A 26,169-nucleotide genomic window follows, 5' to 3' on the forward strand; every position below is an offset into this window, starting at 1 on the left:
AAAACAAAATTTTAATCAAACAGGTCCGCAGGCAGGATCAATATGGGGAAAGGGTGTCACTGTGTAATGCAGTGACCTTTCCCTGTTTTGGTCTTTTTTTGTTGTAGAGGTTGCAGGGCAGAAAGGGGGTTCCATGAAATATTTTGATTATGCAGCGACAACTCCGCCTTTTGAAGAGGTGATTACGACGATTGAAGAGGTGATGAGACGCCACTACGGCAACCCGTCCTCAATGCATCGGTACGGGGAAGATGCGGATAAGCTGCTCAAGCGTTCCCGGGAGGTTTGTGCTACAGCTTTGGGTGTACATCCGGCGGAGATTGTGTTCACATCCGGGGCAACGGAAAGCAATAATCTCGCTATTAAGGGAGTGGCCTTGCAGTATCAGGCCAGAGGCAAGCATATCGTTACAGTATCAACGGAGCATCCGTCTGTGTATGAGGCTTGCAAACAGTTGGCAAAAGTGGGATTTGAGGTCACATTTCTGCCCGTTGATGCGGAAGGGCATGTCAGTGCAGAGCAGGTTTGTGCAGCTATCCGCAAAGACACGATTTTAGTCAGCATTATGCATGTCAATAATGAGACGGGAAGGGTGCAGCCGCTACATGATATCGGAGCCGCGCTGAAGGAACAGTTCCCGCGTGTACTGTTTCATGTTGATGGTGTGCAGGGCTATGGAAAGCTTCCGGTGGATATCCGGGGCTGGAAGGCTGATTTGTACAGCCTGTCCGCACATAAGCTGCGCGGTCCCAAAGGAGCCGGACTGCTTGTGGTTCGGGAAGGTGTGGAGCTTTTCCCACTGCTTAGCGGAGGCTCTCAGGAGCAGGGATTTCGTGCCGGTACGGAAAATGTTCCGCTGCTTGTCGGCATGTCCAAGGCAGTGCGGCTGGCGGGCGAATGGCAAGCAGAGGCGGCGCAGCGTATGACTGCTTGGAGAGATCGGGTAGCCGCGGAAGTGAAGACGATCCCCCAATTGCGACTGAATAGCGGGGAGGAAGCACCGCACATTGTCCATTTTTCGTATCCGGGTATGAAGGCAGAGGTGCTGCTGCATACGCTGGAGCAATTGGGCTTTGCGGTATCGACCCAATCGGCTTGTTCCTCCAAATTAGCCGAGCCTAGCCGGATTTTGCTGGCGATGGGTCGCAATGAGGCGGAAGCGTCTGGCGGCATTCGGATCAGCTTCGGGGATGAACATACGGAACAGGATATTGACGAGCTTATTCTCGCGCTTCGCCAGGCTGTGGCGCAGTTGGAATCCCTTGAAAGGTGGAAACGTTAAAATGAATTATGATATGTTGTTGCTTCGCTTTGGCGAATTTACATTAAAAGGGAAAAACCGCGCCCGTTTTGAAAAGGCGGTACTGAATCACGTAAAACTGTTGCTCAAGCCGTTTCCCGGCGCTACTTTGCGTAAGGAATTTGGACGGATTTATGTAGTTCTCGGAGGAGAGCCTTATGAGCAGATCATTCAGGTGCTACAAAAAGTCTTTGGTATCACCACCATCAGTCCTGTTAAAATGGCTCCTGTTGAGCTTGACACGATTATTGAGACCTCTGTAGCCTTGATGCGTGAGTTGAACCCGACCGAGGGAACGACTTTCAAGGTAAATGCTCGCAGGGTGTGGAAAGGATTTGCCCATTCCTCTCATGAGATGAATCATTTGATTGGCTCGCCGGTACTGCGCGGGTTTCCAGTGTTAAAGGTCGATGTCCGCCAACCGGATATCGAGCTACGGGTGGAAGTCAGAGAGCAGGCGGCTTATATATTTAGCGATATTATTACGGCTGTAGGAGGCTATCCGTTAGGTACAAATGGCAAAGCTATGCTGCTGCTCTCGGGCGGAATCGACAGTCCGGTAGCGGGATGGTCCTCCATGCGCAGAGGATTGGAAATCGAATGCGTCCATTTTTACAGCTATCCGTTTACGAGTGAGCGTGCGAAAGAAAAGGTTATTGACTTGGGGAGGGTATTGGCGGGTTACGCGGGACGCATCAAGATTCATCTCGTACCTTTTACGGAGGTGCAGACGGCTTTTACACGCACTGGACAGGATAATTTAATTATCACGCTGATGAGACGGTCCATGCTGCGTATTGCAACCATGCTGGCGGAGCGTGAAGGGGCGCTGGCGCTTGTAACGGGTGATAGTCTCGGCCAAGTAGCCAGCCAAACTTTATCGAGCATGAATGTGATTGGGCGTTCGACGGAATTACCGTTGCTGCGTCCTCTCGTGATGATGGATAAACAGGAAATTACGGAAATAGCCAAGCAAATCGGCACATACGATCTATCTATTCTGCCGTATGAGGATTGCTGCACGTTGTTTGTTCCCAAATCCCCAACGACCAATCCGAATCTGTGGGTTGTTCAAAAGATTGAAGCCTCTATTCGGGATTTAAATACGTTGATTGAGCAGGCCGTGGCTACAACGGAGACTGTTGTTCTTGAGGCTGATGGAGCTATAGAGGGACGTCAAGAGGAAGTTGTAAAAGAGAATTGGTTTTAAAATCTTTTATGATGTTACGTATAAGGATATATAAAAAGGCAGATCCATCGACTATTGTCGGGTCTGCCTCTTTTTAGATTAGAGATAAGATATACGAGGTTTTTCTTGGGGATTATTTCAAAACAGCTTTTTTTCGACTGGATATGGCTCTGCGGTTTTGAAGATAGCCTGTAAGCAAAATACCAACCATCACTGAGGCAATAAACAGGGCACGCAGCGCGGGATGTGCGGTAAAGTATGGCTCCAGCTTGCGTTCTTCGGTAATCATATTGGAGGCGGTATAGCCAAGCACAGCCGAGCCCAAATAGATGATCCAGGGGAATTTGTTAATAAGCTTGATGAAAAGAGTGCTTCCCCATACGACAATCGGCACGCTGATCAGCAGACCGAGCACCACCAGTATCAAATGCTGCTGGGCAGCGCCTGCGACGGCGATCACATTGTCCAATCCCATGGCTGCATCAGCTATAACGATGGTGCGTATAGCTCCCCATAAACTCGTGCCGGCTTTGACTTCAGCGTGATCCTCCTGATCTACCAGCAGCTTGTATGCAATCCAGATCAGCATTACTCCTCCGACGAGTAGCAGCCACGGCACTTGAAGCAGCCAAAGCACGACAATCGTGGCCGCTATACGAATGAGTAGAGCACCGCCGGTACCGTACAGTATCGCTTTTTTTTGCGTTTCGGGCGGTAGCTTTCGGGCGGCAAGCCCAATTACAATAGCATTATCTCCTGCAAGCAGAAGGTCAATAAATATCACATTAAGCAGTAGCCAAAAAAACTGGAATCCGGACATGTCAATCGTTCTCATCTCCCTGATTAAACAACCTAAGTTCAGTATGCTCTGTTTATGATTAATACCCGTTTTCCGGAAATACGATTCATTATATTGCTGTTTGCTAATCATTTCAAGGATTATGCTCAACAAATCAGGTGTTGATTTTTAATAAATATGGATATGTTTAATAAAATTATTAGATTCCTCGGTGTACAAGCATACCCTCGTCCTATTTCGCATACAAGTAGGATGGGGGTGTTTGTACACATGGAGCATATCATTTTGCTGTTGAAAATATTAATGATCAATTTGGTGTTAAGCGGTGATAATGCGGTTGTTATAGCCATGGCGAGCAAAAACTTGCCTGCAAGACAGCGGAGCCAAGCAATATGGTGGGGGGCGCTCGGCGCAGTTGCCCTGCGCTGTGTGTTGACTTTTGCAGCTGTCATTTTGCTAGGCATACCCTTCATTCAGGCAGCAGGTGGTCTGCTCTTGTTATGGATTGCGTTTAAGTTGCTTTATGAGAATAACGATAATATGGGAGTAAGAGCAGAAACGACTATATGGAAGGCTATACAAGTGATTCTGGTAGCGGATTTTGTGATGAGTCTGGATAACGTACTGGCTATTGCAGCACTTGCAAATGGGGACATTGCGATCATTGTCATCGGGATTGCGATTAGCATTCCAATTGTGGTATGGGGAAGCAACATTATTGCAGTCTGGCTTTACCGTTTCCCTGTACTTGTTCTACTCGGATCTGCAATACTGGCCTTCACGGCAGGTGAAATGCTACTGCGTGATCCCAAACTGGGAGCATGGTTAGCCGGGTCAGTGGAAGTTTTACATTCATGGTTACCGGGATTACTGGCCACCGTAGTTGTAATAGCAGGATTATATCAGCAGATGCGAGCCCGCCGCATTTGAACGTAGTTTTTTTGGAAAACATCGGCTAAACTATACATAGGGCTTTTGCAAATGCCGGGGAATCTACTCGGTTTTTGTAAAAACACTATACTTACAAAAATACACTTGAAAACATTCTTATTAAGAGACCAAAAAACAAATCCAGCAAATAAAGGAGACCACGATGAATTCCGGAAAAGAGCGTATGATCGGATTGGGCATCATTGCCGTAGGACTGATTATTTTGATAGGAAAACTGGGGGTCTTCTCCTTTTTGGGACAATACTTCTGGCCCTTGCTGATTTTAATACCTGGTATTATACTGCATGCGATGTACATGATGCGTAAGGTTTCTCCCATTATGCTGCTGCCGGCCGGGATTTTGTCGGTGTACGGTTTTTTATTTTTTCTCTGTAATACATGGGGCTGGCATTTGATGGTCTATCTATGGCCTATGCTACTACTGGGTGTGGCGGTTGGATTATGGGAATACGCCATTAATGATATAACGCTGCCTCGCACCTTATATACAGGGAGCATGATTTTGGGGTTCGTTTCGATACTTCTGCTGATTATCAGCATGTTAGGGACCGGAATTATTTATGTGGTTGCAGTTATACTGATCGGTGCGGGAATATGGTTGATGGTTAACAATCACACCAAACGTAAATGGTGAAACGACAAGGTGTGCAAAATTTATGGCGGTAAATTACGGAACAGCCAATAATGTCTTGCTTTATGACATATTTCAACTATAATATAATGGATATGATAAGAGCGTCGGAATGTTTTCTGACGCTTATTTTAAGGTTTTCACGCGAATCGGAAAGAGAAGCTGCCTGCACAAAGCCTGAAATATACAGAGGGCTGGCAGGGAGCGGGCCTGAAGAACGATTGTTAGCCTTGGATAAGCATTACTTTCAGGATAGAGACACTATTTTGATATACGGAAAGGATATGGATACAAACCATGCATGCAAGAGAGAACATTCGCAATATTGCTATTATTGCCCACGTCGACCACGGCAAAACGACGCTTGTCGACAAGCTTCTACAACAGTCCGGAACATTTAGAGACCACGAGGCTGTTCAGGAGCGCGCCATGGACTCCAACGATCTGGAGCGTGAACGCGGTATTACGATTTTGGCTAAAAATACAGCTATTACGTACAAAGATTACCTGATCAACATTGTGGATACACCGGGACACGCCGACTTTGGCGGCGAAGTGGAACGGATTATGAAAATGGTTGACGGTGTTTTGCTCGTCGTTGATGCTTACGAAGGTTGTATGCCGCAGACTAAATTCGTACTGCGTAAAGCGTTGGAGCAAAACTTGACGCCAATCGTTGTTGTTAACAAAATTGACCGTCCGGCAGCTCGTCCGGCCGAAGTTATTGATGAAGTACTTGATCTGTTCATCGAGTTGGGTGCGAATGATGAGCAGTTGGAATTCCCTGTTGTTTATGCTTCAGCGCTGAACGGAACATCCAGTCTGGATGCCGAAAAGCAAGACGATAACATGCAGGCATTGTACGAAACCGTTGTAGATCACATCCCCGCTCCAACGGAGAAAGTAGATGAGCCTCTTCAATTCCTCGTAACACTGATGGACTATAACGAATATCTTGGCCGCATTGCAGTTGGCCGTGTAAACCGTGGTATTATCAAGCAGGGACAAGCGGTTACGGTTATGCAGCGTGACGGCAGCAGCAAATCAGCGCGTATTGAGAAGCTGTTCGGTTTCCAAGGTCTGAAACGGATCGAAACCGATCAAGCGGGCGCTGGTGACATTGTGGCTATTGCAGGGATCAAGGATATTAACATTGGCGAAACGATTGCCGATCCAAATCATCCTGAAGCTTTACCTGTACTGAAGATTGATGAGCCAACGCTGCAAATGACCTTCCTGGTTAATAACAGCCCATTCGCAGGTCGCGAAGGTAAGTGGATCACATCCCGTAAACTGCGCGAGCGTCTTCTGAAAGAACTTGAAACGGATGTCAGCTTGCGTGTTGATGAAACCGACAGCCCGGACGCATTTATCGTATCTGGACGTGGTGAGTTGCATCTGGGTATCCTGATTGAAAACATGCGTCGTGAAGGTTATGAGTTGCAAGTGTCCAAACCGGAAGTAATCGTGAAGGAAATTGATGGCAAGAAAATGGAGCCTATCGAACGTCTCCTCATTGATATTCCTGAAGAAAGCATGGGCGCAGTTATGGAAAGTCTCGGCTCCCGTAAAGCTGAAATGGTCAACATGATTAACAACGGCACCGGACAGGTTCGTTTGGAATTCCTGATCCCTGCACGTGGTCTGATTGGCTACACTACGAACTTCCTGACTTTGACTCGTGGTTATGGCGTAATGAACCATGCGTTTGACAGCTATGGTCCATTTGTTGGCGGTCAAGTTGGTGGACGTCATCAAGGCGTACTCATTTCGACGGAAAATGGAAGCACTACATTCTATGGAATGATGGGTGTAGAGGATCGCGGTATTCTGTTCCTGGAGCCGGGTACTGAGATTTATGAAGGTATGGTCGTCGGAGAGCATACACGTGATAACGACATCGTTGTTAACATTTGTAAAGAGAAGCAATTGACGAACGTTCGCTCTGCGACAAAAGACGATACTGTTAAACTTAAAACGCCTCGTATCTTCTCTTTGGAACAGGCGCTCGAATATTTGAATGATGATGAGTATTGTGAAATTACACCTAATGCCATTCGTTTGCGCAAAAAGATTTTGAACAAAAGTGAGCGCGAGCGTGCAGAAAAACAGCGTAAAACAGCACAAGCAAATTCGTAATTGATTGGATTGGTTTTGGCCACAGCGGCGACGCCCGGCAACGGGATGCGCCGCTGTATCTGTTTTAGGATTGTAAACTTGGAGAAAGCTTTATTTCTCAAAACGCAGGAAAAGGTGTTGAAGCATGAGTAATCTTTCTAACGGATTGCCTCCCCGGACACAAAGCGGGAAAAAATCCGCCAAACCGAAAAAAACGAAAAAGAAAAAAAGCTTTTTCAGATCGTTTATGAAGTTTGTTCTGTTTCTGCTCATTATAGGTATCTTGGCGGCCGGCGGTTACACCTACTATCTATACAATCAGATAGAGGATGTTCTGGATACGGGGATCAATAAAGAGGTGCCAAAAACACAGTTGGCCGAGGCCAAGCCTTTGACCATTTTGTTGCTTGGAACGGATTACCGCCCTGATCATCCAACTTATTTGTCGGACGTTATTATGGTAGCTACCCTGAATCCGAATACCAAGTCATCTACAATCGTGTCGTTGCCGAGGGATACGCGGCTGGAACTGGATGGATATAAACCTCGTAAGCTGAATGAGTACTATCCGGTGTTCAAGGCCAGAGAGAAAGAGTCTGGTGAAGTCGCTGAAGAGCAAATGAAGAAGATGATCGGCAAATATTTGAACATTGACATCAATTATGTGACGGTTATTAACTTCCAGGGCTTCAGAGATGTTGTGGATAATTTGGGTGGCGTTGATGTTACGGTCGACAAAAATATGTGTTACCGTGACAGTGCAGATGGTACTAACATTAACTTGAAGGCAGGAGCACAACATTTGGACGGTGATCAGGCCCTTGATTTTGTTCGTTACCGTAAATCCAACTGTCGCCCGAGAACAGCTGAATCTGATGATTTTGATCGCAACCGTCGACAAAATCAGGTGCTTCATTCCTTGATTGACCAAATGCAGTCCTTTAGTGCTCTAAGCAAATTTAGTGCAATTATTAAATCCGTTGATAAGAATATGATGACGGATATTGAGTCTCAGCAAATGAAAAATCTCGTACAGACCTATTGGAATATTTCCAAGCAAAATGTGAATTACAAACCGGTAGCGGGAACGTGGCGCAGTCCTTATGTCTATATTGATGAGCAGCAGCTTGATCTGGCCAAACAAGCACTGCAAGAGGAATTATCCAAAAAGGCGAGTGACAATAATACTGTCTCTTCTTCCAATTCTTGAGTTTGTATCTTACTTCCCTCTTATGTTATACTCGCAGCGAGTAAAAGCTCTTATATGGCATAAGGGGGTTGAGGTATGTCTGAGTGTGTAGCACGCCAAGTATATGGTTTTGACATTCATACCCGTTTGCTGTCTAATATCGTTTGCTTTTTTGGTAATGAAATGAATGGAATAAGTAAGGTCCAGTGAGTAATCACTGGGCCTTTTGTGTCTGATCCCAAGGTGTACAGGCTCTAACGGCTCTAATTACCTACCAACTTTTCGTTGTTTAACGCTGTCTCTGGGGTCTTTTTTCAGGGAATCAGCAAGTATTGGGTACCCGGTGAATAGGTATAGGTATGAAACACGAGATTGTCCACGCCGCTTTGGAGGGGATCTAAATGAAGAAAATTTTTGTGCTGGATACGAATGTGCTACTGCATGATCCGAAAGCCCTCTTTACCTTCAAAGAACATGAAGTGGTTATTCCAGCTGTTGTTCTGGAAGAAATCGACTCCAAAAAACGTAACGCGGATGAGATTGGACGGAATGCACGCAACGTATCGCGATTGCTGGACGGATTGAGGGAAGTAGGGCATCTGCACAGTGGTGTTCCACTTCCGCAAGGTGGGAGGCTCAAGGTTGAATTAAATCACCGGAGCTTTTTGAAAGTTCAGGAGATGTTCGGGGAGGTTTCGAACGATAACCGAATTTTGGCGGTCGCCTTGAATTATCAGTTGGAGGAGCAGGAGCTACCTGAACCGCGTTCGGTCGTGCTGGTCAGTAAAGATGTGCTGGTGAGAATCAAGGCAGATGTGTTAGGACTGCTGACCGAAGACTATTTATCCGACAGAACCGGTGATCTGAGTGAGCTATATCCCGGGTATTCGGCAATTCAGGTGCATCCGTCCATCATAGATGAGTTTTATTCCAATCGTTTTTTACCTATCAAACCACTGGAGCTGTCTTATACGCTATATCCTCATGAATTCGTTATTCTAAAGGATGAAATGGGAACTGGGAAATCGGCCTTGCTGAAAGTGAATCAGGAGGCAGATCGATTGGAGCCTCTGTATTTAAGCAATGAATCGGTGTGGGGGATCAGTGCACGTAATGCCCAACAACGGATGGCGCTGGAGCTTTTGCTTAATGATGATATCCCGTTGGTGACGATTACCGGAAAAGCAGGTACAGGCAAAACGTTGCTGGCGCTCGCGGCGGGTCTGCTCAAGGTAGAGGATGAACATCGCTTCAAAAAGCTGCTCATTGCCCGCCCTGTCGTTCCTATGGGTAAGGATATCGGTTATTTACCAGGAGAAAAAGAAGAAAAGCTTCGCCCGTGGATGCAACCGATCTACGACAATCTGGAATATTTGTTTGATGCCAAAAAATCAGGCGATATCGATAAAATTTTGATGGGCTTGGGCAGCATTCAGGTGGAGGCGCTCACTTATATTCGCGGGCGTTCAATACCTGGACAATTTATTATTATTGATGAGGCACAGAATTTGTCGCGGCATGAAATCAAAACAATCGTGTCCCGTGTAGGTGAGGGGAGTAAAATTATTTTGATGGGAGACCCGGAGCAAATTGACCACCCTTACCTGGATGCCGCCAGTAACGGGCTGACGTATGTAGTAGAACGCTTCAAGCAGGAAGGGATTAGCGGACATATTATGCTGGAAAAAGGAGAGCGCTCCAAACTGGCGCAGTTGGCAGCAGATTTGCTGTAGTAGCTCATACCACTATTCACTATCAGGATATTTATGTACTGCGCAGTATTTTGTTGTAAAAAAGACCTCGGGAACATCCCGGGGTCTCTTATTTTTGTCCATGTATTATTTATGATAGCTATACAAGGGTGAAAAAGGCTTAATTCAGACTCAGTTCTAGCTTAACCTCAAGTACCCCCGCTATGGTGCGTACCTCTGTGGCCTTGACATAAGAAATGAGCTGCTGCGGATAGAAGCCCAGATCAAAATCCTTTTCCAGCTTGTTACGGGTCGTATCTGGCAGCTCCAGCCCGTTAAAGACGAGCCGGTCCACATGGAACAAAATCGCATTTTGCGGTTCTTTCTCAACCGTATAGTGTCCCTCTACCCTTAATTTCATGGTCCCCTGTTGACCTTCTACAACAATACGATCCTGCCCGAAGGAAAAGTTGAAGTGATTAAATAATTCATTTTCCGATTTCAGAAAACGGTTAAAATCTTCCTCACGTATGCTTATCGTAATGACTTTGCCGTTTGTAATCATGGCTCCTTGCTGTTGTTGAATAAATTGAGGCAAATCCTGCATCGCTTGAGCCAGCGCCTTAAAATGCTTGTTCACCTCGTAGACGCCTACATTCTCCCAATAAGCTGTCATTTCACTGATTAGCTTGCGTAGCGTATCCGGGTCATTGCTGTTGTTAACACCGGCATTTACACGCTCCTGAAGCAAAACAATGCGCTTGCGTTGTTCCAACAAGTCTGTTTTGACCGTTTTCAAATCCGATGAGGCCCGTGTGACCTGTTCTTCCGTTTTTCGCATAATCCGATAATTGGACTCGTATTCCTGAAGCACATCCTGATCGTGGCTAATCAGCAACAAGTAGTAATCGTACAGGGAGAGAAGCTGTTTAAGACTTTTAGCTCCCAGCACTACACTGAGCAGCTTGTCCCTTTCGCCCATATAATAGGAGCGCAGCACAGAGCTCGCACGTTTCCTTTGCCTGATCATCTGCTCCTGCTGAGTGGCGAGATTGCTCCGTAGTTCCTGCTGACGTTGTAAAAGTATCTGTTGTTCCTGACTGATCCGTTCAATTTCATGATCAATCTCGACGATTGACAGACTATCCTGCAAAATCCGGTTTGCCTCTTCTGAAGGAGCAGCCAGAACAGGACGTACAGGCATGGTGGTTAGTATCAAAATGACCGTTAGCAGAGTACAACTTATCATTTTTAGAGTGGGTCTGTTCATTGGTTTTCCCCTTTTATGTATTCCCGCAAAAAGTCTAACAGTAATATATATGTTCCTTTCTTATTCTTTAACCATTGATTTATTGTACAGCACCCAGAGGATGCTTGAAACCCGAAACTATATTTGTCCACGTATGAGTTCTTATAGAAATGGAAATACAATTTAGTATCAAATAGATTCTATGAACTCTACGAGAGGCATAGAAATGAATAAACAGCTTTTATACCCTATTCAAATACCGGTAAGACCGGTTCATGAAGACGGTTATTTCAGGATGTTGTTAGGAGGGCTAGAGGCATGACTGCAATAAGACAAGATGCATGGAGTGCGGAAGATGATTTGATATTGGCGGAGGTGACATTGCGTCATATCCGGGAAGGCGGAACACAGCTAGCCGCATTTGAAGAGGTTGGGCAAAAAATAGGAAGAACCTCCGCAGCATGTGGCTTCCGCTGGAACAGTTGCGTGCGCAAACGTTATGATGAAGCCATCAGTATTGCTAAAGCACAGCGTCAAAAACGCAGTTATATTCGCAAGCAGAGTCCAGTTGGTGTATCTCAGGTGGCGGCTTTTGCCACGCTTGATATGGCTGAAGGGGTATACAGAGCGGATGGAACGAGTGAGGATACGTTGTCCATCGACGCTGTGATCCGCTTTTTGCGTCAATGGAAGGGATCTGTACAGGAAACCAATCGACAGATTAAGATGCTGGAAAAAGATTTACGTGAAAAGGAAGAGGAATTAAATCAGCTTCGCTCCATTAATGACCGGCTGTCCAAAGAGGTTAACGAGGTGCAAACCGACTATCGTGTTGTAAATGATGATTACAAAGCCCTGATTCAGATTATGGACCGGGCTCGTCGCTTGGCTTTAATCACCGAGGATGAGGAAGAGCTTAAATCCAGATTCAAAATGGACGCCAATGGGAATCTGGAGCGCATTGAGTAGCAAAATTACAGCAGCATATGTTAAATAGAACGTCAACTCGCGCTTTGCCGTAGTTGGCGTTTTTTGTATTTCTCTAGAGTGCATATGATATAGTAGAAAAAAAGATGGAAGCGAGACGATACATAGGTGATTGATATTATTGGAGCAGGTTCGCTCGGATTGTTGTTTGCCGGGAGGCTGGCAGCCTCAGGCACGAAAGTAAGGTTATGGACACGAACGCTTGAGCAGGCACGTATCATTGCATGTGAGGGGATTACTGTGCTTGAAAAAGAGGGACAGGTTGCTGTTCATGTGATTGGAGATACATTGAAGGTAGCGCCGTTGGCAGATTGGCAACGCTTGAATTCACAGGTTCCGCCACGATGGATTTTGATAATGACCAAACAGGGGGCGATTGAGGAAGTATTGGAGCAGATTAAACCTGCGGATAATATCGAAAATGATATCGGAATTATTTGCTTACAGAACGGAATCGGACATATAGAACGAATCAGACAGGCCTGTCCTGAAGCTAAGGTATACCCTGCGGTAACGACCGAAGGAGCCAAGAGAATCGGGGTAGCATCCGTCGTACATGCCGGGATGGGAGCTACGGAAATTGGCTGTTCGGATGAACTGGAGGAAGTACAGGCAGGGAGTTTCAAACAATGTGTGCTAAATCGGCTGCTTGCAGCAGGATTTGACGTTTGCTTGTCGAAAGAAATCGAGAACGGTATATACCGCAAGTTGCTGATTAACGCCGTGATTAATCCACTGACAGCAATATGGCGAATCTCCAATGGAGAGCTGCTTTCCGATTCGGGTCGTATACAAATGATGCGCAAGCTATACGAAGAGGGCATTCAAGTATACGAAGCCAATGGTATTCGGTGGGACAGTGTATGGTGGGATCAGATTATGAAGGTTTGCCGGGCAACGGCAGAGAATCAGTCGTCTATGCTGACCGATGTACTTGCACATTCCATGACGGAGGTTGCTTCCATTAACGGACAGCTGGTGCAGATGGCAGAGCAAGCGGGGGTTACTGCACCAACCCATGCGGTATTATGGCAATTAATTGAGGGCATGCGGCTAAAAGAGGGGTGATCAGTTGAGTCTCATACAAGGTACCATCATCACATTTAGTATTCTTCCCTTTTTTCCGTTTCTGATCGTGTTTGCGCTTTGCCGCTACCTGCTTAAAATGGAAAAAAAGAAGTCGCTGCTTATATCTATGGACATTACCACGGCTTTTCTGATACTATCCGTCGCGGCGCTCTTTAACGTCATTTTTGCATCACGATTCGGTTTTTATTTGATATTATTGTTGCTTCTTCTGGCGCTGGGTTTAATTGGAGGAGCCCAAAATCGAATAAAGGGTAAGGTCGATGGCAAAAGATTATGTAGAGCAGTCTGGAGATTGACTTTTATAGCAATGACATTGGCGTATATTTTATTAACTATTGTTGGCATATTTAAAAATATATTCAATAACATGTGATATAACATGACATGAAAACCCGAAAAAATATGAATTAATCATGTTTTTTTGAAAAAAAAGCTCAATTTAAAGAAATGTGATGTAGATTTTTTTGACCGCTGGTTGTATAATCTATAAACATATACCACTTTAGAACTAGGGGGAAAACGCTAGATGAAAAGGAAAAGCTTTTTAGTCCTTTTGACACTCATTCTTGCAGTTGGCGCACTGTTAGCAGGTTGTGGCTCCAGCAGCAAGAACGAAAACAATGGCAAGGGCGCACAAGAAAATGCATCAACTACGCCGGCTCCGGCCGACAAACAGATTTTGCGCATTAATCTGGCATCCGAGCCACCAACATTTGACCCGGCACAGGCTCAAGATACTCAAGCAAACACTGTTTTGAAAACAATGTATGAAGGTCTTGTTCGCATGGGCCCTGATGGTAAAGAAATTCCTGGCGTAGCTGAATCATGGAAAATTTCCGATGATGGAAAAACATATACGTTCAAGCTTCGGGATACTGCAAAATGGAGTAATGGTGACCCTGTCAAAGCAAGTGACTTCGTATTTGCTTGGCAACGGGTACTGGATCCTTCCACGGCTCCAGCACCTCCGTATGCTTACCAATTGTACTATATCAAGAATGCTGAGGGATACAACCTGAGCACATCCAAATCTTTTAAAGGAACTAAAATTCCAGACTTCAAAGATGTAGGTGTCAAAGCAGTTGACGACCATACATTGCAGGTAGAACTGGAACATGCAACACCTTACTTCTTGGGCTTGACTGCTTTCTACACCTATTATCCGGTGCACCCGTCTGTTAAAGATAATGATAAATGGGCGACTAAAAAAGAAAGCATGATCACTAATGGACCTTTCACATTGTCGACTTGGGAGACTGGTCAAAAGATCGAAGTTTCCAAAAGCGAGAATTATTGGGGTAAGGACGAAATTAAGTTGAAGACAATTACAATGTCCCTTGTAAACAGCGGTGCAACAGAACTCGCTTCTTACAGAAGTGGACAACTTGATTATGCAGGTAAACCTAATGGCGAAATCCCTGCAGATCAAATGATGGCTGTAAAAAATGAAATGCCTAATGAGTTCCAGGCTAAAGGTATTGCAAGCACATATTACTATTTGTTTAACGTTACTGAAAAACCGTTCAACAATCTTAAAATTCGTAAAGCCTTTGCAATGTCCATTCAACGTCAGCCGATTGTTGAAAGAGTAACGATGGGTGGGGAAATTCCTGCTTATGGCTTTGTCCCTCCGGGTATCAAAGGTTTGTCTCAAGAATATCGTAATGAGCACAAAGATGATTATTTCAAGGAAGATGTGGCTGAAGCGAAGAAATTGCTTCAAGAAGGTATGAAAGAAGAAGGTGTAACTTCGCTTCCTCCAATAACCTTGCTTTATAACTCCACTGAAGGACACCAAAAGATTGCTTTGGCAGTCGCTGATATGTGGAAGAAAAATCTGGGTGTGGATATTAAAACCCAAAATCAAGAGTGGGGCGTATTTATCCAAACTCGTAATAAATTGAATTTCCAAATTGCTCGTGGTGGATGGTCTGCTGACTTTAATGATCCAATGACATTCCTGGATATCTGGACAACTGGTAATGGTAACAATAATTCTGGATACGCTAATCCAGAATATGACGGTTTAATTAAAGCGGCTAGAACAGAAACTGATCCAGGTAAACGCATGGAAATATTTGCGAAAGCTGAGAAGCTTCTTGTTCAGGATGATATGATTTTGTTACCTATTTACTATTACTCTAATACTTCCTTAACGAAACCAAATGTAAAAGGGATTGCCTTGGATTTTAGTGGTGCAATTGACTTTACAAGGGCTTATATAACACAGTAAGTAGCTGATACTTGATTCTGAAGTTGAAGGGTTACTTCGGGATATATATGTGGATACTACCATATATATCCCGTTTTTTTTGTGTGTGAGGGTTCTTTTCATGAATTATGTAACCATGCATATAAGTAGAGTGGACAACCTAACTCTATTTCTATAGAATCGAATGGTGTCGAAAAAAATGGGGGGTGTAAACGGGCGATGGCGCGTTATTTGATCAGTAAATTCGTTTTTATGCTTATTTCTTTGCTTATTCTGATCTCTGCGACGTTTTTTCTAATGAAGGCAATTCCGGGTAACCCTTTCATGAGTGAAAGAGCGACGTCTCCTGAGATTCAAGCCCGATTGATGGAACAGTATGGGCTGGATAAGCCGGTATATGTACAATATTTTAAATACTTAGGTGATATCGTTACAGGTGATTTTGGAATTTCCATGAAAAAATTAAATCAAGATGTAAGCGACATTATTGGACAAACTTTTATGGTATCACTTAAGTTGGGTCTGGTTGCTATCGTTTTTTCTGTTATTGTCGGTATTTTATTAGGTATGCTTGCGGCGTTGTATCATCGTAGGCTCATTGATACGGTAGCTATGATAATGGCAATTATGGGGATTGCGGTTCCCAGCTTTGTTCTTGCATCATTAATTCAGTTCTTTTTTGCTCAAAAGTTGGGATTATTTAATGTTATGGGCTTTGAAGGCCCGATGGACTACATTCTGCCTGTTGCGGCTTTGTCTGCTCAACCGATTGCATTTATTGCAAGATTGACGCGTTCCAGTATGTTGGAAGTGCTACATGCGGATTATATTAAAACGGCCAAGGCTAAAGGCTTGAAATCGATAACAATCATGTTCAAACACGTTGTGCGGAATGCTATTTTGCCAGTTGTTACCTATGTTGGCCCGATGACAGCAAATATTATTACCGGATCTGTTGTTATTGAACGAATCTTTGGAATAGGTGGTATCGGTAAAGTGTTTGTGGATAGCATTACAAGCCGCGATTACACTATGATTATGGGCATTACCATTTTTTATGGTGTTTTGCTCATGTTAGCTCGTTTTATTACGGATGTTGCGTACGGGTTTATTGATCCTCGGATTAAGCTGACCGGCGGGAAGGAGGGGTAACTTATGTCTGTGAAAGACAATGTTGTGAAATTGGACAAGCTCCAGGTAAAGCCGGAAGATTTCCAGAAAATTGGAGTGGATGAAAAGCAATCCGAAGTTATTAAGCGGGAAAGCTTATCTGCTTGGCGCGATGCTTGGGAACGGCTTCGTAAAAACAAGGTTGCTATGACTAGCTTGATTATTCTATTTCTTATCGTGCTTTTCTCCTTAATTGGTCCGATGATGTCACCTTATAATTACTATTCTAATGATTTGCTGAGCACAAACCTGCCCCCTTCTGCGGAGCATTGGTTCGGAACGGATGAGTTGGGTCGTGATATGTTTGTACGTACATGGATGGGTGCCCGAATTTCCTTAACTATCGGCTTGGCTGCAGCAATGATTGATTTGCTGATTGGTGTCATTTATGGTGGGATTATGGGTTACTTTGGTGGACGTGTAGATGAAATCATGAATAAATTTTCTGAAATTCTGTATTCCATTCCTTATCTGCTTGTTACGATCCTGCTACTGGTTGTTCTGGAGCCGAGTATCACGACAATTATCATTGCCCTATGTGTAACTGGTTGGATTAACATGTCATGGATTGTGCGTGGGGAAATGATGCAACTCAAAAACAGAGAGTTTGTACTTGCTTCCCGTTCCATGGGTGCTGGAGCAGGTCGCTTGCTTTTCCGCCACCTCTTGCCTAATGCTGTAGGTCCGATCATCGTTACATTGACGTTGAGCGTTCCGACCGCTATTTTTTCCGAAGCTTTCCTGAGTTTTCTCGGTTTAGGGGTGCCGAATCCTCAGTCGTCGCTGGGTTCAATGATTGAATCAGCTCTGACAGGATGGATGTACTATCCTTGGCGTATGCTTTTCCCGGCAGGTTTGATCAGTTTGATTATGCTTGCGTTCAACCTTTTTGGTGATGGATTGCGTGATGCGCTTGATCCGAAGCTGAAGAAATAGGAGGTGAGATCATGGTGAGTAGCAACAATTTAATTGAGGTTGAAGGTCTTAAAAAGTATTTTAATGTTGGCAAAAACCGTGTGCTCAAAGCGGTGGACAACCTGAATTTTTATATTCGCGAAGGCGAAACACTAGGTATGGTTGGTGAATCAGGTTGTGGTAAATCTACAGCGGGCCGTACCATTCTTCGCTTATATGAGCCTACAGCAGGTAGCGTGCGCTTTAACGGTACGGATATCTACAAATTATCATCAGGTAAAATGAAAGCCATGCGCCGTGATATGCAGATGATCTTCCAAGATCCGTATGCATCCTTGAACCCGCGTTTTACGGTTTCTGATATTATCGGTGAGGCGCTGGATATTCATAACATGGCAGGCAGCCGTGCTGAGCGTAAAAAACGGATCGAAGAGTTGCTGGATCTGGTAGGTTTGAACCCGGATCATGCAACCCGCTACCCGCATGAATTTTCCGGTGGTCAGCGTCAACGTATCGGTATTGCCCGCGCGCTAGCGGTTAACCCTAAATTCATCATTTGTGATGAGCCGATCTCAGCTCTTGACGTGTCTATTCAGGCTCAGGTGGTCAATCTGTTAAAAGAGCTTCAAGAGCGTCTTGGTCTGACATACCTGTTTATTGCGCATGATCTCTCGATGGTCAAGCATATCAGTGACCGGGTAGCCGTAATGTATATGGGTAAAATGGTTGAGCTTGCAGAAAGCGCCGAGTTGTATGCAAACCCGATCCACCCTTATACGAAAATGCTTCTGTCGGCGATTCCGATTCCCGATCCGGAAGTTGAAGCCAACAAAAAACGGATTATTATGCCCGGCGATCAAGCCGGCCCAATTCATACAAATGATGCATCCGGCAATAAGTCAGGAGCCTATAACCTGGAAAATGCCAAGCTGATCGAAGTGTCCAAAGGACATTTTGTAGCTGAGCCTTACGCCTGATGTTGTTTTATGCACCAACCGCCGAGTATGCTCGGCGGTTTTTTTGTGGGAAGCTTTGACGCGGACAAGGGCTTTCGGTACAATCAAGCAGTAAGGTTTTGGTGGAGACAGGAGGCAGACCCATGAGAATAATTCCGGCAGAGCTTCACGGAGGGTCGGCTTTGGCAGAAGATTACATACAGGGTACAGGACGCGCACGCGATTTGTATGAATATGATGTTCTGCATGCCGATGCTTATGCCCAACGAGCGAAGCGACTGGACGAGACGGAGCATCTGCGATTAAACCGTAAGGATGTCGTAGCATGTCTCCGCATATACAATGAGCAATACAACGCACACGAGGCGGTTCATGCTTCATTGGATCGGCTGGAGCAACCAGACGCTCTGGTGGTAGCTGGCGGGCAGCAAAGCGGACTGTTCACAGGTCCGATGCTGGTCGTTTACAAAGCTGCTACGATTATTAAGGCGGCCAGGGAAGCGGAAAAACGGCTGGAGCGTCCGGTTATTCCCGTTTTCTGGATTGCGGGTGAGGATCATGACTGGGATGAAGTCAATCATACCTATGTAATGGCGAATGATCCGCAAGCAGTAAAAATCAAGCTCAATAAGCAGCCGGAACGTCGTTCTTCGGTTAGTGCCATTAAGGTCGATGCCGCAGAGTGGAAGCAAGCCATGGCTGATATAGAGCAAAGCTTGCCCGACTCAGAGCATAAGGCTGATATTTTGCGCATGATTGAGCATGGTTTCAATGATTTATACGGACTAAGTGAAAGCTTCGCCAAACTGCTGGGACTTCTTTTCGGCGCCTACGGATTAGTGCTGCTGGATTCTGCTGATCCTTCGTTGCGCAAGCTGGAGGCATCCATTTTCCGTCGGTTGGTTCAGCACAATGATGAACTGGAGCAAGCTTACCGGGCGACTGCTGTACGGATTGTAGATTACGGCTATCATTTGCAAGCAGATGTCCATGAAGGCGGCGCGAATCTCTTTTATATCCATGAAGAAGAACGCTTGCTGCTGTTCAAGCAAAACGGGCTGTTCACGGATCGCCGCGGTCAGGTGGCATTTACAATCGAAGAACTGCTCGAAGAGACAGACAGGCACCCGGAACGTTTTAGTAACAATGTCCTAACCCGTCCTCTTATGCAGGACTCACTATTTCCGGTGCTGGCCTCTGTGCTGGGACTAGGAGAAATTGCCTACTGGGCGATTACACGGGATGCCTTCGGCGTGCTGGGGATGCAGATGCCATTACTGCTGCCACGGATGTCCTTTACGTTGGTAGAGCCAGGTGTGGAAAAGCATATGTTGAAGTATGAATTGACCTTTGGCGAAGTTAGAGACGGGCTTGAGGAACGGAAAAAGCAATGGATTGTCACCCACGATCAGCTTGGAATGCAGGAGCAGTTTGCAGGGGCCAAGGAAGCTTTTGTCCGTATATACGAACCGCTGATACAGCAGTCAGGCTTGATTGAAAAAGGTTTACTCCGGCTTGGAGAGACCAATCGCGAGAAGATTCTGGAACAGATTTCTTATCTGGAAGCGAAAGTTCAGGAAGCGCTGTTTCGGCAAAATGAATCAGCGCTTCGTCAATGGGATCGTATCGAGTGCTCACTTTTTCCGTTCGGACAGCCGCAGGAACGGGTGTATACGATTTATCATTTTCTAAACCGTTACGGCTTTGGCCTGATCGATATGATTATGGATGTACCTACCGATCTGACGGGTACGCATCGTGTCATTTATGTATGATTTAGCATGCTAACAGCAACAACCAATATGAAGGAGGAATAAATATGACTTCGCATTCTTTGCAAAACAGCATCGTTCACGATATTAAACTGGCACCTGAGGGCCATCTGAAAATTGATTGGGTGGAAGCCCATATGCCGGTATTGAACCGTATACGTCAACAGTTCGAGCAGGAGCAGCCTTTTAAGGGTCTGAAGGTAACCATTTGTCTGCATCTGGAGGCCAAAACGGCCTATCTGGCTAAAGTAGTACAGGCGGGCGGGGCTGAGGTCACGATTACGGGTAGTAATCCATTGTCCACACAGGATGATGTTTGTGCAGCATTGGTTGAAGATGGAGTTACGGTATTGGCTAAATACAATCCGGACCCGGCTGAGTTTAAAAGCTTGCAAATTAAGGCGCTGGAAACGAAGCCGGACCTTATTATTGATGACGGAGGCGACCTGGTTACTCTGTTGCAATCCGAACGACCTGATCTGATTTCTACCATCCGTGGTGGAGCTGAGGAAACAACAACCGGAATTATCCGCTTGAAGGCGCTCGAAAAAGAGGGTCAACTCCACTTCCCGATGGTGGCCGTTAACGATGCTTACTGCAAATATTTGTTCGACAATCGTTATGGTACTGGGCAGTCAGCATTCGACGGCATTATTCGCACAACCAACCTGGTTGTGGCAGGCAGCACGGTCGTCGTGGTAGGATATGGCTGGTGTGGTAAAGGGGTTGCGATGCGTGCGAAAGGGCTGGGAGCCAACGTGGTCGTAACCGAAGTTGATCCAATCAAGGCAGTAGAAGCCCATATGGATGGTTTCCATGTGTTGCCAATGGTGGAAGCAGCCAAGCTGGGTGACTTCTTCATTACGGTGACTGGCAACAAAGCCGTAATTACCGGAGAGCACTTTGATGTCATGAAGGACGGGGCTGTGCTGTGTAATGCGGGGCATTTTGATGTGGAGGTTAGTAAGCCTGAGCTTGCCAAACGTTCCGAATCCATTCGGACGGTGCGTCGCAACATTGAGGAGTACCGCTTCAAGGATGGACGTAAAATGTATTTGCTGGCAGAAGGACGCCTCGTGAATTTGGCTGCGGCGGATGGTCATCCTGCGGAAATTATGGATACCACATTTGCACTTCAGGCGCTTGGCTTGAAATATGTGAACGATCGTTATAATGAGCTGGGCAAAGCTGTAATTAACGTACCTTATGAAATTGATGAGCAGGTAGCCCGCTTCAAGCTCGATAGCCTGGGAATCAAGATTGATTCTTTAACAGAAGACCAAAAGGTCTACCTGGATAGCTGGAATGCATAACTTGAGCATTGCCGGTCACGTTGGCCGGGTTCAAAGGTTTAACGTGTAACACAGGTGTTTGTATAGGTTGGCATAATGAATGAGACTAAGCCCTTTATTTTCATGTTGTTTCGAAACCTGATGCATATTGTCGGGAGTTCGTCTTCATGGAAAAAGGGGCTTTTTGGCGTGTTATGATACGTGGCAACAATAACAGACATCACCGTACGGATTTGTTGTTTATTACTTTTTGGAAATGTAAAGAAGGTCTTTGATTTTTTAAAGCGAATCTATTATGCTTAGGTGGTGGAAAGTGGGCCAAAGTGGGAGAATGGGGTAAGGGGTGACGAAACCAATGTTTATGGGGGAGTTCCAACATAGCATTGATGAGAAGGGTCGGCTTACTGTTCCGGCCAAGTTTCGTGAACTTCTCGGTGCCTCGTTCGTAGTTACCCGCGGGCTGGACCAATGCCTCTTCGTGTATCCCATGGATGAGTGGGCTGTCATGGAGAAAAAACTTAAAGCACTGCCTTTGATGAAGGCCGATGCGCGGGCGTTTACCCGGTTTTTTTTCTCGGGCGCGACTGAATGCGAATTGGACAAACAGGGCAGGGTAAATTTACCGGGGAATTTGTGCGAATACGCCAAGCTTACCAAAGAGTGCGTCGTATTGGGAGTGTCCACCCGGGTAGAGATTTGGAGCAAGCACACTTGGGAGCAATATTTCAGCCAATCAGAAGAAGCATTTAACGACATTGCTGAGAAATTGGTTGATTTCAACTTTGAATTGTAATTTAGGAGGTCAGCCGTTTGTTTCACCACATTACCGTACTCAAGGAAGAAGCAACACAGGCACTAAACATCAGGCAGGACGGGATCTATGTGGACTGCACGTTGGGAGGGGCAGGACACAGTTCCGTCATTGCGTCACAGCTTGGCCCTGAGGGAAGGCTGATTGCCTTTGATCAGGATGACTGGGCATTGAACAATGCGCGCGAGAAGCTGTCGGCCTACGAAGGAAAGATTTCATTGGTGAAATCCAACTTTCGCCACTTGCAGGACAGGCTGGCTGAACTGGGATTGCCCGAAAAAGACGGCGTCCCGCAGGTACAGGGTATTTTGTTCGATCTGGGTGTGTCCTCGCCCCAGTTCGATGAGGGGGAACGGGGATTCAGCTACAATCATGATGCGCCGCTTGATATGCGGATGGATCAGAGTAGCTCGCTGACGGCTTACGAGATTGTCAATGAATGGTCTGAAGCAGAGATTGCGCGTATTTTGTTTCACTACGGAGAAGAGAAGTTTTCACGCCGGATCGCGAAGATTATGGTTGAACGTCGAAAAAACAAGCCTATTCACACAACAGGGGAACTTGTCGATATTATCAAAGAAGGAATTCCGGCTGCGGCACGCAGAACCGGGGGACATCCGGCCAAACGCAGCTTTCAGGCTTTGCGAATCGCTGTGAATGATGAGTTGGGTGCACTGGAAGATACTTTGCATCAGGCAGTAAAATGTCTGGCTCCAGGGGGCAGAATTTCGGTTATTACGTTCCATTCTCTGGAGGATCGGATATGCAAGCATATTTTCAAGGAGTATTTGGCGAAAAGCATCTATCCATCTGATTTGCCTATTTTGGAGGACAAAATGATAGGGGATCTGAAGCTGGTGAATCGTAAGCCGATTGTGGCGTCAGAGCAGGAATTGGAGCTTAATCCACGGTCCCGGTCAGCCAAGCTGAGAGTTGCCGAAAAATTGTAAATTTAATGGAGAAGGAGAGGCGACATGGCTTATACACGCGGTAATTTGGCTGTAAAAGAAAGAGCCCGTCAGGAACAGGTTCAGCAACAACGGTATCGTGAAACCACTAAAGTCGTTACACGCCGTAGAGAGCTGCCGATTCGGGAAAAGCTGCTGTATCTTTTGACACTTGTAACGTGCATTGTCATTGCTGGTATGCTGATTGGCAGATACGCGCACATTTATCAAATCAATTATTCGATTAATACAGCGAGCAAGGACATTTCCAAATTACAGACCAATATCGCCCAACTGAAGATTCAGAAGGAACGGCTGGAAAATCAGATTGTACCTACGGCAAAGGAACAGGGATATATCGAGCCGACGAGAGAGCCCATTCGTGTGGAAAAGCAGGCTGCCAATTAGTTAGTTAGGGCATAGCATTAAGCTATGCTCTGACGTACATTTTTTTGCAGAGAGGTTGAGCTATGGTCAAAAGAATAAAGCTTCGCACACTGCTGATAGGGGGATGTATTACCCTCTTTTTTCTTGTTCTGCTATTTAAGGTATTTTGGATTCAGGTCGTGAGCGGGGAATACTGGCATAATCAGGTAGTTACTCAGGTGAAAAAAGACCAGGTGATCCAACCCAAGCGCGGAACGATTACGGATCGTAAAGGAAATGTACTGGCTACAGATGCCCCGGCCTATACAGTAGTGGTCAATCCGAGCATCATCCAGGAATATGATCTGGAAAACGAGGTCGTAGCCAAACTGCATCAGCTGCTCAAAACACCTGAGGACGAACTGAGAAAGCATCTTTCGGCCAAGGACAAAGGCGGTAACTATTTAAAAAACCGCGAGATTCGTAACGGAGGCTGGAAGGTAGACCCTGAGGTCAAGGCACAGGTGGATACGTTCAAAGAATATTTAAAGGACAAGTACAAAGTGATTGGAGCTGTGGACACGGTTCAGGAATCCAAGCGCTATTATCCGGAAAATAAGCTGGCTTCTCATGTTCTTGGCTATTACGGGAAAGACGGTACAGCAGGCATGGGATTGGAAGCCTATTATAATAAAGAGCTCTCGGGCATGGCTGGAAAGCTTCTTTATCAGCGGGATCTAAAGGGAGTTCCTCTTCAGGGATCGGAGAGCAATTATGAACCAGCACAAAATGGTAAGAATTTAAAGCTGACGATTGATGACACGATTCAGTATTATATAGAAGACGCTATGCAGGAAGCTATTGCAACATACAATCCGAAAACGATGACGGTTGTAGCGGCAGATCCCAAAACGATGGACGTTCTCGGTATGGCGAGTTATCCTAATTTTAATCCCAATACATACGGGAGCACATCTTCAATGGATTTTTTCCGCAATAATGCAACTCAGTCCATTTATGAGCCAGGCTCCACGTTTAAGATTGTAACCTTGGCTGCGGCAGTTCAGGAAAAGGTATTCAACCCAAATGAAACCTATCAGTCTGGTATGATCCGAGTTGGGGGATGGGATATTCGTGACGTGAGTCGAAATTGGGGAACGTTAACCTATCTTCAAGGGGTTAAGCGCTCAAGTAACGTCGGTTTCGTTCATCTGGGGCTGGATAAGCTGGGCGGCGAAAGGTTGAAGAAATATATTAACAACTTCGGATTTGGTGTGAAAACAGGGATTGATCTTCCGAGTGAGTCTAGCGGAGCCATTACGTTCCACACCCAATACAAATCCGAAGTCGCAACAGCTGCATATGGACACGGACGTGTTCAGGTAACGCCGATTCAGCAGGTAGCGGCTATCTCGGCCATTGCTAACGGCGGTAAGCTGATGCAGCCTCATCTGGTGAAGGAAATTACGAACCCGGATACAGGGGAAGTGCAGACGATTCAGCCAAAGGAAGTCCGCCAGGTGATTTCGCAGGAATCGGCCCTACAGACCAGCAGCTATCTGGAGCAGGTCGTGTCTGACCAAGAAATTGGAACCGGGCGTCTTGCTTATATTGACGGATACCGTGTTGCCGGTAAAACAGGTACGGCGACGAAAGTCGTGGGGAAAGTGTACGACCATTCGAAGGATGTCGTGTCCTTTATCGGCTTTGCACCTGTGAATGATCCGAAAATAGCTGTTCTGGTTGTAATGGACGAACCTAACAAATCGGTAGGCGGCGGTACGGCAGCAGCCCCTGTGTTCAAGAAAATCGTATCCCAGTCGCTGCAATACATGGGGGTTCCCAAAACGGGAGCCAAAGCGAATAATAAATCAGATAGTGCTGCTGTGAAAACGGTGAATTTACCGACGGTGCCACAATTAACTGGTCAGGTGAAGAAGGATGCGCAAAACGCATTGCTCAAACAGGGGATTGCCTATGAAACGGTCGGCAAAGGCTCCAAAATTGTCCGTCAGTACCCGGAGGCAGGCGTAAAAATGAAGCCGGGACAACGTATTTATTTGCTGACCGAGGATAGTGCCAACATGACTATTCCCGACTTTACAGGCGTCTCGTTGCGTGACACGCTGCAAGTGTTGACGCTCATGAAGGTGGGTGTTCAGGTAACCGGTGAAGGGTATGTTGTCTCGCAAAAGGCGCAAATGGTAAGTGGCAAGCGGGTCGTCAGTGTGATGCTCCAGCCAGCCAAAGAAACCGTAACCGGAGTTAAGCCGGAGGAAACACCCGACTCGACTACCGGCGTACCTAACCAAACAGGCAGTACAGCAAAAACAAATACTGATGCAAAAACCGATACCACTGCGAGTGCAAGCTCAAGCGGGGATACTTCCAAGGGTGGGGTCTCCGCTGTAGCCGATGAAAAAAGCGCGGCTGCGATTAAAGGCCAAGATAACTGATAGCTTGTTCTAACGTCTGTTTTTTTGAATATTCATGAGGTAAGACATGTCATGAGTATTTGGAGGAACGGAGGGGAGT

At 45.9% G+C, this 26,169-nt stretch carries 22 protein-coding genes; 20 read left to right on the plus strand and 2 right to left on the minus strand.

Annotation, left to right across the window (positions count from 1 at the left end; translation table 11 throughout):
* Positions 1 to 133 precede the first annotated feature (133 nt).
* The gene (locus ACWXW9_RS07415; protein WP_494928883.1) at positions 134 to 1,282 is read left to right on the plus strand and encodes a cysteine desulfurase family protein; all 1,149 of its coding nucleotides are present in this window, start codon (positions 134 to 136) and stop codon (positions 1,280 to 1,282) included.
* Between the two features lies 1 nt (position 1,283).
* Complete coding sequence (thiI, locus tag ACWXW9_RS07420; protein ID WP_494928884.1) at positions 1,284 to 2,510, plus strand: tRNA uracil 4-sulfurtransferase ThiI; 1,227 nt, start codon at positions 1,284 to 1,286, stop codon at positions 2,508 to 2,510.
* Positions 2,511 to 2,622: 112 nt separating this feature from the next.
* On the opposite strand, the gene ACWXW9_RS07425 is transcribed toward thiI, so the two are convergent.
* Complete coding sequence (locus tag ACWXW9_RS07425; protein WP_494928885.1) at positions 2,623 to 3,324, minus strand: TerC family protein; 702 nt, start codon at positions 3,322 to 3,324, stop codon at positions 2,623 to 2,625.
* A 234-nt stretch (positions 3,325 to 3,558) separates the two neighbouring features.
* Here ACWXW9_RS07425 and ACWXW9_RS07430 point away from each other — a divergent pair, with 234 nt between their 5' ends.
* The 5 genes from ACWXW9_RS07430 (at position 3,559) to ACWXW9_RS07450 (ending at position 9,910) form a co-directional block, all read left to right on the plus strand.
* Positions 3,559 to 4,218, plus strand: coding sequence for a TerC family protein (locus ACWXW9_RS07430; RefSeq protein ID WP_494928886.1), 660 nt, complete (start codon positions 3,559 to 3,561; stop codon positions 4,216 to 4,218).
* A 163-nt stretch (positions 4,219 to 4,381) separates the two neighbouring features.
* Entirely contained in the window at positions 4,382 to 4,873 is a 492-nt protein-coding gene (locus ACWXW9_RS07435; RefSeq protein WP_494928887.1) for a hypothetical protein, read from the plus strand.
* Between the two features lie 294 nt (positions 4,874 to 5,167).
* A complete protein-coding gene (typA, locus tag ACWXW9_RS07440) occupies positions 5,168 to 7,009 on the plus strand; it encodes a translational GTPase TypA (protein WP_025685752.1) in 1,842 nt (613 codons plus the stop codon).
* Between the two features lie 124 nt (positions 7,010 to 7,133).
* Positions 7,134 to 8,198 carry an LCP family protein gene (locus ACWXW9_RS07445; protein ID WP_494928888.1) on the plus strand — a complete coding sequence of 355 codons (1,065 nt, stop codon included), beginning with the start codon at positions 7,134 to 7,136 and terminating at the stop codon, positions 8,196 to 8,198.
* 380 nt (positions 8,199 to 8,578) lie between these two features.
* On the plus strand, positions 8,579 to 9,910 hold the full coding sequence (locus ACWXW9_RS07450; RefSeq protein ID WP_494928889.1) for a PhoH family protein: 1,332 nt from the start codon (positions 8,579 to 8,581) through the stop codon (positions 9,908 to 9,910).
* Positions 9,911 to 10,049: 139 nt separating this feature from the next.
* On the opposite strand, the gene ACWXW9_RS07455 is transcribed toward ACWXW9_RS07450, so the two are convergent.
* Complete coding sequence (locus ACWXW9_RS07455; RefSeq protein WP_494928890.1) at positions 10,050 to 11,138, minus strand: coiled-coil domain-containing protein; 1,089 nt, start codon at positions 11,136 to 11,138, stop codon at positions 10,050 to 10,052.
* Between the two features lie 297 nt (positions 11,139 to 11,435).
* On the opposite strand from ACWXW9_RS07455, the gene ACWXW9_RS07460 reads away from it, so the two are divergent.
* The 13 genes from ACWXW9_RS07460 to ACWXW9_RS07520 all read left to right on the plus strand — a co-directional run bounded on the left by ACWXW9_RS07460 (position 11,436) and on the right by ACWXW9_RS07520 (position 26,090).
* Positions 11,436 to 12,086 carry an RsfA family transcriptional regulator gene (locus tag ACWXW9_RS07460; RefSeq protein ID WP_134913477.1) on the plus strand — a complete coding sequence of 217 codons (651 nt, stop codon included), beginning with the start codon at positions 11,436 to 11,438 and terminating at the stop codon, positions 12,084 to 12,086.
* 126 nt (positions 12,087 to 12,212) lie between these two features.
* The gene (locus ACWXW9_RS07465; RefSeq protein ID WP_494928891.1) at positions 12,213 to 13,172 is read left to right on the plus strand and encodes a ketopantoate reductase family protein; all 960 of its coding nucleotides are present in this window, start codon (positions 12,213 to 12,215) and stop codon (positions 13,170 to 13,172) included.
* A gap of 4 nt (positions 13,173 to 13,176) precedes the next feature.
* A complete protein-coding gene (locus tag ACWXW9_RS07470; RefSeq protein WP_494928892.1) occupies positions 13,177 to 13,566 on the plus strand; it encodes a DUF3397 domain-containing protein in 390 nt (129 codons plus the stop codon).
* Between the two features lie 153 nt (positions 13,567 to 13,719).
* On the plus strand, positions 13,720 to 15,426 hold the full coding sequence (locus tag ACWXW9_RS07475) for a peptide ABC transporter substrate-binding protein (protein ID WP_494928893.1): 1,707 nt from the start codon (positions 13,720 to 13,722) through the stop codon (positions 15,424 to 15,426).
* A 198-nt stretch (positions 15,427 to 15,624) separates the two neighbouring features.
* Entirely contained in the window at positions 15,625 to 16,557 is a 933-nt protein-coding gene (locus tag ACWXW9_RS07480) for an ABC transporter permease (protein ID WP_044648188.1), read from the plus strand.
* A 3-nt stretch (positions 16,558 to 16,560) separates the two neighbouring features.
* Positions 16,561 to 17,511 carry an ABC transporter permease gene (locus ACWXW9_RS07485; protein ID WP_494928894.1) on the plus strand — a complete coding sequence of 317 codons (951 nt, stop codon included), beginning with the start codon at positions 16,561 to 16,563 and terminating at the stop codon, positions 17,509 to 17,511.
* Between the two features lie 11 nt (positions 17,512 to 17,522).
* Positions 17,523 to 18,467: an ABC transporter ATP-binding protein gene (locus ACWXW9_RS07490; protein WP_044648186.1), complete on the plus strand. Its 945-nt coding sequence runs from the start codon at positions 17,523 to 17,525 to the stop codon at positions 18,465 to 18,467.
* 122 nt (positions 18,468 to 18,589) lie between these two features.
* Positions 18,590 to 20,221: a bacillithiol biosynthesis cysteine-adding enzyme BshC gene (gene bshC / locus ACWXW9_RS07495; protein WP_494928895.1), complete on the plus strand. Its 1,632-nt coding sequence runs from the start codon at positions 18,590 to 18,592 to the stop codon at positions 20,219 to 20,221.
* Positions 20,222 to 20,265: 44 nt separating this feature from the next.
* The gene (locus ACWXW9_RS07500) at positions 20,266 to 21,531 is read left to right on the plus strand and encodes an adenosylhomocysteinase (RefSeq protein ID WP_149093316.1); all 1,266 of its coding nucleotides are present in this window, start codon (positions 20,266 to 20,268) and stop codon (positions 21,529 to 21,531) included.
* A 334-nt stretch (positions 21,532 to 21,865) separates the two neighbouring features.
* On the plus strand, positions 21,866 to 22,303 hold the full coding sequence (mraZ, locus tag ACWXW9_RS07505; protein ID WP_007431201.1) for a division/cell wall cluster transcriptional repressor MraZ: 438 nt from the start codon (positions 21,866 to 21,868) through the stop codon (positions 22,301 to 22,303).
* A gap of 17 nt (positions 22,304 to 22,320) precedes the next feature.
* A complete protein-coding gene (gene rsmH / locus ACWXW9_RS07510) occupies positions 22,321 to 23,271 on the plus strand; it encodes a 16S rRNA (cytosine(1402)-N(4))-methyltransferase RsmH (protein WP_431087831.1) in 951 nt (316 codons plus the stop codon).
* A gap of 24 nt (positions 23,272 to 23,295) precedes the next feature.
* Positions 23,296 to 23,676 (plus strand): hypothetical protein, encoded by a 381-nt coding sequence (locus ACWXW9_RS07515; protein ID WP_025685739.1) that lies wholly within the window; start codon positions 23,296 to 23,298, stop codon positions 23,674 to 23,676.
* Between the two features lie 62 nt (positions 23,677 to 23,738).
* Entirely contained in the window at positions 23,739 to 26,090 is a 2,352-nt protein-coding gene (locus tag ACWXW9_RS07520; RefSeq protein WP_494928896.1) for a penicillin-binding transpeptidase domain-containing protein, read from the plus strand.
* Positions 26,091 to 26,169: the final 79 nt, after the last annotated feature.

The organism is Paenibacillus sp. LT-B23, assembly GCF_059417685.1.